We start from the raw sequence: 14036 nt of genomic DNA on the forward strand, positions 1-14036 counted from the left end.
GGTTCCGCGTCGGCCGGGCGACGACTGGACAAAGCACTTATATGACGCTCGTGAGGGGTCGCGTATGGACACCCGTACGGCCCTCCTGACGGCGGCGGCCGCGCTCCTCGTCGCGAGCGCGGTCGGAGCCGTCGCCGTCCCCGGCGCCGTCACCGACCCGCGAGAGACGAACGAGCCGCCCGGCCGGATCGACGTCGCCGGCGCGACCGTCTCCCCCGGCGAGGTGCGCGGCGAGACCGCCGAACTCCGGCTCGGCACCGACCTCCGCCATCGCGGCGGGACGGTCGAGAACGTCACGGTCCGCCACCGCGCGATCGGCAGCGAGTCCGGCCTCCTCGTCGACGAGACTACCGTCGACGTCGGCGACGTCGACTTCGAGGGCGAGCACACGGTCAACGGCACGGTCGACGTCGAGCGCGGGGGCGGCTACCGCATCGAGACGGTCGTCTTCGCGGACGGCCAGCGTCGCGAAGAGCAGACCACCCGCGTCGACGGCGTCGCGGCGCTCACGCCCGACTACGCGGACACGCGGGTCGGGTTCACCGACGGCTCCGTCTGGCCGACGGTCGCGGTGAGCGTCGTCGAGGCCGACAACCGGACGGCGACGCTGTCGGCGTCGGTCTCGGTGACCAACCGCGGCGACGTCGCCTCCGAGGACGTCGACCTCCGGCTCTACCTCCGGCAGGCGGAGTCGAACGTGATCGCGGCGGAGGCGGCGGAGACCGTCGGCACCGTCCGCCCCGGCCGCACCGACACCGTGCGGGCGACCGTCGAGGTCCCCGACGGCTACAACTACTACATCGACGCCGCGCTGTTCGACGACGACGTGCTCGTCGACGAGACGCAGGGCGTCGCGAACCTGAATCCGCAGGAGACCATCACCGCGAACGAGACCGTCCGCGACGTCCAGTTCGCCGTCGAGGACTTCGAGCGCGGCGAGGGCGGCGTCGGCGGCGACGACGGCGGCGACGGCGCGGCGCGGGACGACGGTGCGAGCGACGACTCGACGCCCGGGTTCGGCCCCCTCGTCGCGCTCGTCGCGCTCGTCGCCGCGGCGCTGGCAGCGCGGAGGCGACGATGACGGACGAGCCGACGCGCGACGACGCACCGACGCGCGACGACGCACCGACGCGCGACGACGCACCGACGCGCGACGAACCGACGGACGACCGAGCGACCGACGACAGCGACCGCACCCGCGACCCACCCCAGCCAATGACAGACGACACCCACGCGACCACGGACGCCGAGCGCACGACCACGGACGCCGAGCGCCGGGAGACGGACGCCGACCGCACGGAAGAGGGGTACTGGACCGAACCCGTCGACTCCTCGGGGTTCGGCCGCCTCTCGACCGACGACCTCCGCGGGCTGCTCGACCGCGTCGGACTGGCGGCGCTGTCGCTGCTCGCGGTCGTCGCCGGCTGGGGCTTCTACAACCAGTCCGGGAACGCGATCCGGACGTGGTTCGACCCGGCCTACCAGTCGGTCGCGCTCGCCGTCTTCAACCTCGCGGTCCTGCTCGTCGCGCTCGCCGGCGTGACCCACCAGCTCCGCCGGATCCGCGCGGCGGACTCCCGCGACGGCGAGCGCTGACCGGCGCGGAGGGTCGCCTCGAACGGGGCCGCGTCGCTACTCGTCGGGGAGCTGGTCGGTGCTGGCCGGGATCTGTTCCACCTGCCCGGCGAGCGTCGCGGCGTCGCCGGCGACCGTGGAGGGCTCGACGCCGGCCTCGCCCGCGACCAACCTGACGTGCGCGGCGAGCAGCGCGAGCGCGCGGAGGCCGGCCCCCTCGGGGTCGTCCTCGGTGCGCTGGGCGAACGTGGTGTCGACCTCGCCGTCGCGGACGACGCCGACGTGGACCGCGTCGATGTCCTCGCCGTCGAGGAGGTCGCGGGCGGCGGCGAGTTCCGTCTCGAAGTCGTCTCCGGCGGCGTCGGTCTCTTCGCGCGGAGCGCCGTCCGCGGGCCCGTCGCCGTCTGCGGGGGTGTCGTCGCTCATACCGATCACTCCGGCGAGCGGCGTGAAAAGCGCGGCGGGGGCCGCGGGCGAGAAGACGAGAAAACGAACCGAACCGCGACGAACTCGTTACTCTTCGGGACGGGGCCGCGCGATGAACAGCGCCTCTTCGAGGGTGAACGGGTCGTACACGGACTGGTGGCAGACGCAGTACGTCCCGTCGGAGGCGTCGTAGCGTGCGGACTCCTCTAACACCTTGTAGCCGGGGATACAGCAGAAGTGCGTACAGACGTTGAGGTACGCCATGAACCCCTGATCCGTCGACGCCTGAAGCCACTCGTCGTTCTGGGCCGCCTCCTCGATCTCCGGCGAGCGGATGACGATCGCGTTGAGGTTGGTGTCGGCGTCCTCGGAGCGCCACGTGGCCGCCGCCGGCTTGCCGACGCCGTCGCTGCCGATCCCGTTGCCCCACTCGTCGTAGTCGTCGAAGTCGTCGACGTGGAGGCGGTCGCCGCCCGAGTACGCCTCCGACTGCCAGTCGTACGGCGGGCCGCTCGCGGCGCGGAACAGGTTGTCGGACTCGAAGTCGGGCTGAACGTTCTCTTGGGACTCGACGCCGCAGTACTGGAACCACGCGCCGGAGTAGGTCTTCCCGCCGAGCTCCTGCTGGGCGACCTCGATCTCCTGTCCCTCTTGCGTGACGGTCGTCGTCTCGGGCCAAATGCCCTCGATGTACCCGTCGTCGGTGACCTGAAGCGGGATCTGCGGCAGGCCGCGCGGCGCGGGGCCGCCGGTGTGCGCGATGGTCGTCGCGACCGTCGACCCCCCGCCGATGCCCCCGGCGGTCGTCAGGGTGTTCACGGTCGCCGACCCCATCGCGCCGACCCCGGCGAGGGCCGCGCCGCCGACGACGCCCTTCACGAAGCGTCGCCGCCCGGACTCAGACGGATACTTGTCGGACGCACTCATACTCGCTCCTGAGGTTGGATCGGTAAAAAGGGTGACGAACCCTCCACCGGCGCGGGAATCGGGCGCGTCGCCGGTCGGGTCGCCGATCCGGAACCGGACGTCCGCCGGACCGCCGAGTCGCGCTCCGGCCCACGCCGCGAGAGCGGCCGAACCCGACCGCGAGCGCGGTCGACGAGGAACGTTCGTGAGGGAATTAACTCGAAACCGGGGCAAGCATTCGTCTAGCCCACGCATTTAACCGGTCCCGAGCGAACTGTCTGTGGTATGAAGTTGCACAATCGGGACGTGCGGACGGACGTTCGAGAACTCGGGGCGCTGGTGGGAGACGTCCTGGCCGCACAGGCGTCGACCGACGCGTACGAGACGGTCGAGACGCTTCGGAACGCGGCGATCGACTACCGTCGGGGGGACGCTGCGGACCGAACGGCCCTCCATCAGGCGGTCGACGAGCTCTCGACGACCCGCGAGGAGGTCGTCGCCCGCGCGTTCACGACGTACTTCGAGCTCATCAACCTCGCCGAGGAGCGCGAGCGCGTCCGCGCCGTTCGGAACGCGGACGACGGGACCGCCCTCCACGACTCCTTCGACGCGACGATAGCCGAGTTCGCCGAGGCGGGCGTCGACGCCGACGAGTTGGAGGGGCTGCTCGCTGACGTGCTCATCGAGCCGACGTTCACCGCCCACCCGACGGAGGCCCGGCGGTCGACGGTGAAGTCCAAGCTCCGCTCCATCGCGAACCACCTCGGCGAGCTGGACGAGCGCAACCTCACCGACCGCGAGCGGCGCGCCGTCTGGCGCGACGTCACCGCCGAGGTCACCAGCCTGTGGGGCACCCGTCAGGTCCGCCAGCGGGCCCCCGAGCCGGAAGACGAGGCGCGCAACGTCCAGTGGTACCTCGAGAACACGCTGTTCGACGTCGTCGGCGACGCCTACGAGGAGTTCGAAGAGACCATCTCGAAGGAGTACGACGACGTCGACTGTCCCAAGCTCTTCGAGTTCCGCTCGTGGGCCGGCTCCGACCGCGACGGCAACCCGTTCGTCACGCCCGAGGTGACCGACGAGACCCTCGAACGCCAGCGCGAGGTCGCCGTCGAGAAGTACCGCGACCGCTGTAAGCGGCTCTCCGCCGTCCTGAGCCAGGACGGCGACCGGTACGCCGCCGGCGACGCGCTGGCGCGGTCGCTCGCGGCCGACGCCGAGCGCTTCCCGACCGTCGTCGAGGAGGCCCGCGAGCGTTACCCCGACGAGCCGTACCGCCAGAAGCTGCGGCTGATGCGCGAGCGGCTCGACCGCGTCAACGACGTCCGGCCGGGCGAGTACCCCGACGGCGACGCCTTCCTCGACGACCTCGACGTCATCGCCGAGTCGCTGCGCGAGGACGGTCAGGAGTCGGTACTGGAGTCGTTCGTCGAGCCGTTCCGCCGACAGGTCGACACGTTCGGCCTCACCTTGGCGTCGCTCGACCTGCGGGACCACCGCGAGAACCACACCGAGGCCGTCGCCGAGGCGGTCGCGGTCGAGGGCGTCGACTACGCCGGGATGGACGAGTCCGAGCGCGTCGACTTCCTCACCGAGGCGATCCTCCAGGAGGACCCGGTCGTCGACGTCGACGAACCCGGCGACGTCTCGGAGACGACCGAGCGCGTCCTCCGGCGATTCGCGTCGTTCGCGGGGTGGCAGGAGGAGTACGGACAGCAGGCGATAGACACCTACTGTATCTCGATGACCGAGGAGCCCAGCCACGTGCTGGAGGTGCTCTTCTTGGCCGACCAGGTGGGCGTCGTCTCCCTGCCCGACCACTGCGCGGTCGACGTCGTCCCGCTGCTCGAGACCGAGTCGGCGCTCAACGGGGCCGAGCGCATCCTCGGCACCCTCTTCGAGAACGAGGCGTACGCGGCCGCGCTGGAGGCCCGTGACGAGGTCCAGGAGGTCATGCTGGGCTACTCGGACTCCAACAAGGAGAACGGCTTCCTCGCCGCGAACTGGGACCTCTACGAGAACCAGCGCCGGATCGCCCGGTTCTGTCGCGAGGAGGAGGTCACCCTCCGGCTGTTCCACGGCCGCGGCGGCTCCATCTCGCGCGGCGGCGGCCCGATGAACGAGGCGCTGCTCGCGCTCCCGAACGAGACCGTCACCGGGCAGGTGAAGTTCACCGAGCAGGGCGAGGCGATCGCCGAGAAGTACGCCAACCCGCGGATCGCGGAGCGCGAGCTCGAACAGATGCTCGACGCGCAGATCCGCGCCCGGAAGGAGGCGAACGAGGAACCGGTCGAGGACGTGCCCGACCGTTGGGTCGAGGCGATGGAGATCATGGCGCCCGCCGCCCGGGGGACGTACCGCGACCTGCTGAACAGCGACGGGTTCGTCTCCTACTTCGAGCAGGCGACGCCGATCAGCGTCGTCGAGGACCTCAACCTCGGCTCGCGGCCCGCCTCCCGCTCCGGCGAGCGCAGCGTCGAGGACCTGCGGGCGATCCCGTGGGTGTTCTCGTGGACCCAGACGCGGCTCATCCTCCCCGGCTGGTACGCGATCGCCTCCGGCATCGACGCCTACCTCGACGAGGTCGGCGAGGAGGAGGGGATGGAGACGCTCCGCGAGATGTTCGACGAGTGGCCCTTCTTCCGGACCACGCTCGACAACGCCTCGCTGGCGCTCGCGCGCACGGAACCCGAGATCGCCGCCGAGTACGCCGACCTCGCGGACGACGACCTCCGCGAGCGCTTCTTCCCCGAGCTCGTCGGCGAGTACGAGCGCGGCCGCGAGCTGGTCTTAGCCATCAGCGGCCGGGACCAGCTGCTCCGCCGCGAGTGGCTCGAAGAGAGCCTCGACCGCCGGAACCCCTACGTCGACCCCCTGAACCTCCTTCAGGCGAACCTGCTCGGGCGCACCCACCGCACCGACGAGGAGGAGCGCACCCTCCGGCTCACGGTCAACGGCATCGCCGCCGGGATGAAGAACACTGGGTAAGCCGCCGTGGGCGATCGCTACCAGACCACGTCGTCGCCGACTTCGATGGTCCCGGACTCGACGATGCGGGCGTCGAGTCCGCCGCGACCGTCGAGCGCGGTCGCCGCGTCCGACTCGCCCGCGAGGTCGGCCATGTAGCCGCAGGGTTCGCAGCGGCCCGTCCCCTCGACGGTCGCGTCGCCGACCCGGAACCGCTCGCCGACGAGCGCGGCGAGGTCGACCCCGCGCGTCGTGACGTTCCGCCGGTGGGCCCCCGCTTCGAGGTCGACGCCGTACTCGGCGGCGGCGGCTTCGAGCGCCTCGGCCGCGATCAGCGTGACGTCGCTCGGCTCCAAGTCCGACTGCTCGTTGTAGATCCCGTCCCCGTCGAAGTAGCGGTCGCCCCGGAGCCCGCGGTCCGCGACCGCCTCGACCGCCGTTCGCGACTCCGGATCGCCGCCCGTCCCCGAGGCGACGTGGATCCGTTCGACCGTGCCGACGCGTGGATCCGTCATGCGCGGCTCACGGAGACGCTCCGTGACGCGGGATCAAGAAGGTAGCGCCGGGCAGCGGGCGGAGCGGTGGTCCGGGGACGCCGAGTCGTCGCGCGGGAGCGACCGACGGAGTTCGCTTCGCGACTCGCGACGGTTCCGACGGGGCGCAGCGCCGCCGAGAGTGCCGGTCTCTCACGACGGGTGCGGAGGCGATTCGTGATCGCGACGCTGCCGGGGCTACTGATGGCAATATTTAATATTTCAACCCGGCTGTGTTATTATATGACCGTCGTCAGCGTTTCCATGCCGGAAGAGTTGCTGAACCGGATCGATCAGTTCGCGGACGATCACGGCTACACCGGTCGCAGCGAGGTGCTCCGGGAAGCGAGCCGGAACCTCCTCGGTGAGTTCGAGGACAAGAAACTGGAGGACCGAGACCTGATGGGCGTCGTGACGGTGGTCTTCGATTACGAGACGACGAGCGTCGAGGAGAAGATGATGCACCTCCGCCACGAGCACGAGGACATCGTCGCGTCGAACTTCCACAGTCACGTCGGCGGCCATCACTGTATGGAACTGTTCGTGCTGGAGGGGTCGCTCGAAGAGATTTCGACGTTCGTCGGGAAGATCCGGGCGACGAAGGACACGCTCACGATCGACTACTCCGTGCTACCGGTGGACGACTTCGGCCCGCTCGCCGATATGAACTGATCCGCCGGGCGCTCCGTCTGCTGGTTTTCGGAAGTCGAGTTCTCGACCGGTGAGCCCTCCCAGAGACGTCGTCTCCCGAGCCGGTTCGAGAGATAACCGCGAGGGTCCGATATCGGTACCCGGTCGGTGAGAGTCACCCGAAGGAGCTGCCGAGTCGACCACAGACCGTCCCACCCTCTGACCCCCCGGCGATCGACCGCTCTCGAATTTTGTATAGCGACATTAGATTTATGACGTGCGCAGCGAGCCGAACCGGGGAAACGAAGCAATCGCCGCGAGAAGCGTTGACGCGCCGGAGAACGTGCCGCTACGAGCGCAAAACGAACGGAATCGGGTCGAAGCAGTCGCTACGGGAGCGAAACGGACGAAGACAGAGAGATCGGCTTAGGCGTAGCGTTCGAGTTCCGGACGGTCGAGGTCCTCGAAGACCTCGGTCGCGACCTCGGAGAGGAACGCCTCGCCCTCGTCGGAGAGGCGGCGGCCCTCGCCGGAGGCGGTCGTGACGAGGTCCTCCTCTTCGAGCGCCTGAAGCGAGGAGCGGATGAGCTTGCGGGAGCCCCCCTCGTGCTCGCCGGGGCGGACGACGTAGCGGTTCGAACCGCGCTTCTTCGAGCCGTACTCGGTCGCGAGCCGCTCGATGCCGATCGGCTCGTTCTGCGCGACCTTCCGCAGGAGGCTCGCGGAGCGGACGTACCAGAAGTCGTCCTGCTCCGGCGGGAGCTCCTTGCCAGCGCCGGTCTTGGTGAACTCGACCCAGTCGGGCTCGTCGATCCGGTCCTCGAGTCGCGCGGCGACGGCCTCGATGAGGTCGTCGGCCGGCACGTCGTAGATGGTTACCATTGGGTCTCGATTCACGCCAGCGTCGTTTAAAACCATCGTATCGCGTACGGGCCGTGTGAGCCGTTTTCACGGGGTTGCGGGCCGCTGCGGGCGACTCGCGGATCCGAGACCGGCCGAACGGCGGCGGCCGCGACGCTACTCGGCGTACTCGTACTGCCGTTCGTTCATCCGGCCCCAGCCGGTGAAGACGAACTCGCCGTCGGGCTGGGTGAACTCCTCGACCTCCCGCCCGAGGTCGGCGTCGTACTCGTGGACATCGTGGACGTCCTCGTACTCGTCCCACGAGAGGTCGTAGCGGGCGTCGAGCTGCGCGTCGATGTCGAGCGCCTCGACCTCGGCCTGCCACCCCTCGCGGACCGTCTCGGCGTGGATCTCGGCCTGCGCGCCGGAGCCGTACGAGGCGACGAGGAGCGTCTCGCCGACGAAGTCGCGGTCGCGGGTCAGCGCGTCGCGGAGCGCGCTCACGCGGGCGATGTGGACCGAGCTGGTGTACCAGTTACCGACCTCTCGGGAGAGCCCGAGCGTCGGCTCGACGGCCGTGTCGTACCACGTCTGGTACTGTTCGGTCGTCTTCAGGTCGTCCATGTACCCGCGGATCGCCTCCTCGTAGGCCTCGCGGTCGTCGTATTCGTCCTCGCGGGGCTGGCGACCGATCTCGTCGGCCAGCGACTCCTCGTGAGCCGTGTCGCGGATGACGTGCCGGTAGGCGAGGAGCGCCGCCTTCCGGACCATGCCGGGGAACGGGGTGTGGAACGGCGCGTACGCGAAGTCCTCCAGTTCGATGTCGTCGGTGACGGACTCGTAGTCCTCTAGGGCCTCCCGCATCCGCGAGAGGTACACCTGGACCGACCGCTTCCCGTCGACGCTGGGGAACTGCTGGTTCGGCTTGAGGAAGTCCGTCTCGTCCTTCGAGCCGTACCCTTGGTCGGTCGACAGCTCGACGACCGAGGGGTCCTCGTCGATCAGCATCGCGACCGCGCCGGCCCCCTGCGTCGCCTCGCCGGGGTCGCCGCGGGCGTACAGCGCCGTGTCGGTGGTGATGACGATCGCGGGGCGGTCGCGGTTTCGGCCCGCGCGGATCCAGTTGTACGCGTCGTCTATCGCCTGCGTTCCCGCGAGACAGGCGAACTTCCGCTCGCCTTTGTTCGCGTGGGTGAAGTCGCCGTCGTACACCTGTTCGAGACAGCCGGCGATGTACGTCGACACCGGCTTCGAGTGGTCGAACGCCGACTCCGTGGCGACGTCGATCCGCCCGATGTCCTCGGGTTCGAGCCCCTTCCGGTCCATCAGCCCCTTTGCGGCGTTCGCGCCCATCGTGACGATGTCCTCGTACACGTCGGGGAACGAGGAGTTGGTGAGTCCGAGCCCCTTCGTGTACTTCTCGGGGTCGTCGCCCTTCTCCGGCGCGAACGTGCCCGGCAGGTCGAGTTTGAGCTTCCCGGTCCAGATCTCGATGCCGTCGATCCCGACTGCGGTCATACACGGTCGTTCACGAGACTGGCATATGGCTTTGTCGATGAGTATTACGTCGATCGTGGAAGAATCAGCCGTCCGGGTCGGTCAGGCGAGGGCCGGGTCGAACGAGGCTCCCTCGGTCAGGACGCCGCCGCCGGCGGTGACGGTAATGCGGCCGTCCCTGCCGCCGAAAAGACCGACTCCGGTCGCGTCGAACCGGCCCTCGCGGAGATCGGCGGTGCCGCCGACCGTCAGTCCGATGTCGCCCGCGCTGGCGAAGACCCAGTCCCTCGCGGCGGTGGTCACCGTCGCGCCGCGGGCGTTGAGGTCGCCCCCGACTCGGAGCGTCACGTCCCCCGGACGGACGAAGATCCCCACTCGTGAGGTGTCGATCGCGGCGCCGTCGCCGATTCGGAGGTTCCCTCCGGCTTCGAGCGAGACCCCGTCCGCCCGAAGCGTGACGCCGTCTCGGACCGTCACTCGATCGGCTGCGGCCGTGACCGGGACCGAGACCTCGACGTCGTCGTACACGACGAGGTGGCCGTCGACGGAGCCGAGGAAGGCCAGCTCGACGGCGGTGTACCGCTCGTCCGGATCGCCGTCCCCGTCGCGGTCGACGTACGCGACCGCGTCGGTGGCCGCGTCGAGGACTTCGACGGTCGTCGTCGCCGAGTCGTCCTCAGTGTCGACGGTCAACGTCCGCTCGCCGACGTCGGTCGGGAGCGTTTGCCAGCGCAGCGAGACGGTCCGGCGCTCGCCGGGATCGAGCGTAACGTCGACCGAGTCAGCCACCTCGCCGCCGGCACGGAGTTCAACGGTTTTCGTCCCTCGCTCGTCACCGACGTTCTCGACCGCGGCGTCGACAGTCAGGGGGTCGCCCGCGTCGACCGTCGCGTCGACGCCGGCGATTTCGACCGCGAACTCGGCCGGTTCGAGCGGGTCGAGCCGGAAATCGACGGTCGCCGTCTCGTTCGGCTCGACTTCGACGGTCGTCGTCGAGAGCGCGAGCCCCGGCGCGGCGGCCGACACCTCGTACTCGCCCGGTTCGAGGCCGCCGACCCGGTACGCGCCGCCAGATCCGGTCGTCGTCTCGGCGACGCGTCCCGCGCCGTCGACGGAAACGGTCGCACCGACGAGCGGGGTGGCGACCTGCCGGACACCGAACGAGGCACCGGAGGCGACCCGCATCGCGGCCGCGCCGGGACCGACGACGGTGCCCTCGATCGACCCGGTCTCGGCGACCGGTTCGGGCTCGGGGGTCAGCGTCGCTCGCGCGATCTGTTCGCCCGAGGGCTCGTGATAGAGCCACACTTCGTTCGAGGCGTTCGCGACGAGCGCGTCCGGGAACGCGCGACGGTCGCCGGGAGCGAACTCGCCGGGCGGCGGCGCGAAGGGGTAGCGCGTCGTGTTCCCGTCCGCTCTGACGACGACCCCGAGCGCCTCGTTCGGGAGGGCGTCGCCGCCGAGGTGGTCGACCCGCAGGTCGGTCTCCGCGGCGCTCAGATCGGCCGAGACGACGACTTCGTCGGCGTCGGAGGCTACGTCGCCGAGGTAGACGGTTCCGACCGCGCCGGCGCTCACGACGAAGACGCCGAGCAGGAGGATGATTCCCACCGTCTCGGACTGGGCGCGGGCGGTGGTGCGGGACATAGAGAGGGAAACTTGTTCGACTTCTGTTTAGCCGGCATTTCAATACCTCGTCACGGCTATTGAACGTGATAATTCGGTACAGGTTGAAATGTGCGTCAGGCGTAGTTAGGGATACGGAACCGTCTGCTGATCCTCTTCGTTCCCGGCGCCGTCGTAGAGGATGACGCGGACCTCAACGGCCTGGTTTCCTCCGCCAATTGTTACGGGCTGAGGCTCGTCGTAGGGCAAGAGGTCGGTCTCGTCTCGAATGCTTCCATCGCCACGGAGTGACTGTACCCGTATTTGCGCGTCCTGATCAGTGGTATCGATATCGAAGAACACGTCGATAGCGTTTCCACCACCAGATTGTGGGTTCACACTCACGATATCGTACGGCGTCGTGGACGCGACGACCTCGACCACCAGCCGGCCCACGTCGTCTCCGGAGGCCGCATACAAGGTGAAGTTGTCGCCCGCAGTTGCCCCGTTGGTGTCAAACTGAGTAACAACCGTCTGACCGTCCGCGTTGGTCTCAGGAGGCTCCTGAAAGCTCGGAATACCGTCCACATCACCAATAGGCGAAAGGGCGACATCGACGGCCGCGCCGTCGATTGGCGCGTCCGAAGCGAAGTCGGAAACCGAGATATCGAGTACGCCGTCATCCGTTCCCTGTTCGATCTGAATCGGGTCGATCTCGTCCCACTCGACGTCGTAGGTGCGGTTTCCGCTACCCACACCGCCGGCCGACACGTCGAAGGCGACCGACTCGTAGGTGGGTCCCGCAGTCCCGTTGATCGTCGCCGTCAGCGGGCCGCTCGCGGTCGGTTCGAAGAACGCTCGCCCGTCGTCGCCGGTGGTGCGGTTCTCGCCGCCGAAGGAGACGATTGCGTCCGGCACCGGATTGTTGTAGCGGTCGCGGACCTCGACGCCGACGCTCTCGCCGACGGCGGCGGTCTCGGAGCCGACGGACACGATGTACGCCGGCTCGGTCGTCCCGCTGGCATCGAGCGACACCTCGGACAGCGCCAATCGGTACGGGTCAGACCCGTTGTCCAGCGTGATCCTGAGCGCGTCGCCGGTCGCGTTCGGCGTCGCGGTCGCGGTCGCCGGGAGCGCCCGATTCCAGCGCGCGGCGAGCGCGGAGGCGTTCTCGACCGCGGTCGGGAGCTCCAGAGTGACGTTTCCACCGCTCGGGTCGAGCGGGACCGTGGTGTCGCTCGCGGAAACGGCGCGAGGGTCGACGCTCCGCGGGGTGACGCCGCTCTCTGACACCGACCCGGTCAGCGCGGTCAGGGCGATCCGGTCGTCCGAGACGACCGTCTGCCCGGTTCTGAGCAGGACCGCGTCGTCGAACTCGGCGGCGACGACAGAGTGCTCGGAGACGAGCTCGGGCGCGTCGCGGAACTCGTTGTAGCGCGCGTCATAGCGCAGCGAGCGCGTCTCGAACGTCCGGTTCGTGTCCCAGAACGCGGCGGCGTTCGGGTGCGCGCCGCCCCCGACCGTGGCGTTCCGGATCCGGATCGCGCCGGTTGCTTCCGTCGAGAGCGACCCCGACACGGGCGGCGGGTTCACGAAGAACGTCCGGGCCGGGTAGCGCGTGCCGAGTCGGACCTGCGTAGACCCGGTCGACCCCGTGGAACTCGCCCGGAGGATGTCGTTGCGGAGGTCGCTGAAGTCGTCTTCGACCGTCTGACTGTGTTCGAACTCGACGTTCGCGTTCTCCGTCGGGACGACTTGGACCTGATAAATGCCGAGCGCCAGGATCAGGAACCCGAACAGGATCACCGTCCCGACCACGACCGACTGGCCCCGACGGTCGCGACTGAAGCGCATTGTGCGGTTTCGACGCCGAGCGGGTATAAAATCCTCCGTCCGGTCTCTCAGTCGCGATACTCGGGGAGAGTCACCCGCCGGTCGCCCGCCGCTCCGTCAGCCACGCCGACGCGACGGCCACGACGCCGGCGAGCCCGCCGAGCAGCACCGCCTGCGTCCAGTTGAAGCCGAGCACCGTCCCCGCGGCGGTCGTGACGAGGAGGAACGCGACCACGAGCGCACCGAGCGTCGAGGCGAGGTCCGCCGAGGCGTCAGCGTCGGTCATGGCCGAACGTCGCGGCCTCGGGCGATAAAACGGACCGATCTGGCGGAGCCGTCGGTCCGGTGGGGCGGGGAGCGACGCCGCCCCGACCGCCGTAGTAAATCGTATATCGCGATATAAAATTCGTATTGGGGCGGTCTCCCCGCCGCCCGACCGGTCCGTTTTTGCGCGCGGCGGCTGTCTCCGCGCGTATGGCGAAACAGCCGCATCTGTTGGTCGAGGAGGGCGACGTACACGAGACCGCGATCATCCCCGGCGACCCCGGCCGCGTCGACCGGATCGCCGATCTCTGCGACGATAGCGAGGTCGTCGCGCAGAACCGCGAGTACAAGATCGTCAACGCGACATACGACGGGGTCGAGCTCACGATCTGCTCGACCGGCATCGGCTGCCCGTCTGCCGCCATCGCCGTCGAGGAGCTCTCGCGGGTCGGCGTCGAGACGTTCGTCCGCTGTGGCACCTGCGGGGCGCTCCAGCCAAAGATGGAGGTCGGCGACATGGTCGTCGCGACGGGCGCGGCCAAGGAGGAGGGGACGAGCAAGCGGTACGAGTCCGCCAACTACCCGGCCGTCCCGGACTACGACGTGCTCGCGGGGCTCGTCGACGCGGCCGAGGCGAACGACGAGGAGATCCACGTGGGCCCCATCGTCTCGGACGACGCGTTCTACAACGAGAGCGACGAGTACGTCGAGGACTGGAACGACGCGAACCTGCTCGCGATCGAGATGGAGGCCGCGACCGTCTTCTCGCTCGCCCGGCGCAAGGGGCTCGCCGCGGGCGCGATCTGTACCGTCGACGGCAACCTCGTCGCGGGCTCGCAGAAGGGCGCGGACTCCGACGACGAACTGCCGGAGAAGGCGAAAGACAACGTCGAGCGGGCGATCCGGATCACGCTGAACGCGGTCACGTCGCTGTAAACGACCGGTCCGTCCGCTTCG

13 protein-coding genes are annotated in these 14036 nt (G+C 69.2%); 5 read left to right on the forward strand and 8 right to left on the reverse strand.

The window, feature by feature from the left end:
* Window positions 1-64 precede the first annotated feature (64 nt).
* Both C464_RS13800 and C464_RS13805 read left to right on the forward strand, forming a co-directional pair.
* On the forward strand, window positions 65-1081 hold the full coding sequence (locus C464_RS13800; RefSeq protein ID WP_006114371.1) for a DUF7490 domain-containing protein: 1017 nt from the start codon (window positions 65-67) through the stop codon (window positions 1079-1081).
* A complete protein-coding gene (locus C464_RS13805; protein ID WP_006114372.1) occupies window positions 1078-1596 on the forward strand; it encodes a hypothetical protein in 519 nt (172 codons plus the stop codon). Before C464_RS13800 ends, C464_RS13805 begins: the two co-directional genes overlap by 4 nt.
* Before the next feature lie 36 nt (window positions 1597-1632).
* On the opposite strand, the gene C464_RS13810 is transcribed toward C464_RS13805, so the two are convergent.
* A complete protein-coding gene (locus C464_RS13810; RefSeq protein WP_006114373.1) occupies window positions 1633-2001 on the reverse strand; it encodes a hypothetical protein in 369 nt (122 codons plus the stop codon).
* Between the two features lie 87 nt (window positions 2002-2088).
* Window positions 2089-2928: a hypothetical protein gene (locus tag C464_RS13815; RefSeq protein ID WP_006114374.1), complete on the reverse strand. Its 840-nt coding sequence runs from the start codon at window positions 2926-2928 to the stop codon at window positions 2089-2091.
* A gap of 264 nt (window positions 2929-3192) precedes the next feature.
* Between C464_RS13815 and ppc the strand changes: the two genes are divergently transcribed.
* On the forward strand, window positions 3193-5895 hold the full coding sequence (gene ppc / locus C464_RS13820) for a phosphoenolpyruvate carboxylase (RefSeq protein ID WP_006114375.1): 2703 nt from the start codon (window positions 3193-3195) through the stop codon (window positions 5893-5895).
* Between the two features lie 17 nt (window positions 5896-5912).
* On the opposite strand, the gene C464_RS13825 is transcribed toward ppc, so the two are convergent.
* Window positions 5913-6389 carry an MOSC domain-containing protein gene (locus C464_RS13825; RefSeq protein ID WP_006114376.1) on the reverse strand — a complete coding sequence of 159 codons (477 nt, stop codon included), beginning with the start codon at window positions 6387-6389 and terminating at the stop codon, window positions 5913-5915.
* Between the two features lie 261 nt (window positions 6390-6650).
* On the opposite strand from C464_RS13825, the gene C464_RS13830 reads away from it, so the two are divergent.
* Window positions 6651-7079 (forward strand): CopG family ribbon-helix-helix protein, encoded by a 429-nt coding sequence (locus C464_RS13830; protein ID WP_006114377.1) that lies wholly within the window; start codon window positions 6651-6653, stop codon window positions 7077-7079.
* Window positions 7080-7463: 384 nt separating this feature from the next.
* Here the strand turns inward: C464_RS13830 and C464_RS13835 are convergent, their stop codons facing one another.
* From C464_RS13835 to C464_RS13855, 5 genes are all read right to left on the reverse strand, one after another.
* Complete coding sequence (locus C464_RS13835) at window positions 7464-7919, reverse strand: 30S ribosomal protein S19e (protein ID WP_006114378.1); 456 nt, start codon at window positions 7917-7919, stop codon at window positions 7464-7466.
* Window positions 7920-8054: 135 nt separating this feature from the next.
* Window positions 8055-9398, reverse strand: a complete 1344-nt coding sequence (gene hmgB, locus C464_RS13840) for a hydroxymethylglutaryl-CoA synthase (RefSeq protein ID WP_006114379.1) — start codon at window positions 9396-9398, stop codon at window positions 8055-8057.
* An 81-nt stretch (window positions 9399-9479) separates the two neighbouring features.
* A complete protein-coding gene (locus C464_RS13845) occupies window positions 9480-11024 on the reverse strand; it encodes a carboxypeptidase regulatory-like domain-containing protein (RefSeq protein ID WP_006114380.1) in 1545 nt (514 codons plus the stop codon).
* Window positions 11025-11129: 105 nt separating this feature from the next.
* Window positions 11130-12836, reverse strand: coding sequence for a hypothetical protein (locus tag C464_RS13850; RefSeq protein ID WP_006114381.1), 1707 nt, complete (start codon window positions 12834-12836; stop codon window positions 11130-11132).
* A 70-nt stretch (window positions 12837-12906) separates the two neighbouring features.
* On the reverse strand, window positions 12907-13101 hold the full coding sequence (locus C464_RS13855) for a hypothetical protein (RefSeq protein WP_006114382.1): 195 nt from the start codon (window positions 13099-13101) through the stop codon (window positions 12907-12909).
* A 188-nt stretch (window positions 13102-13289) separates the two neighbouring features.
* On the opposite strand from C464_RS13855, the gene C464_RS13860 reads away from it, so the two are divergent.
* The gene (locus C464_RS13860; RefSeq protein WP_006114383.1) at window positions 13290-14015 is read left to right on the forward strand and encodes a nucleoside phosphorylase; all 726 of its coding nucleotides are present in this window, start codon (window positions 13290-13292) and stop codon (window positions 14013-14015) included.
* The last annotated feature ends 21 nt before the right edge of the window (window positions 14016-14036 follow it).

The organism is Halorubrum coriense DSM 10284, assembly GCF_000337035.1.
GTDB lineage: Archaea > Halobacteriota > Halobacteria > Halobacteriales > Haloferacaceae > Halorubrum > Halorubrum coriense.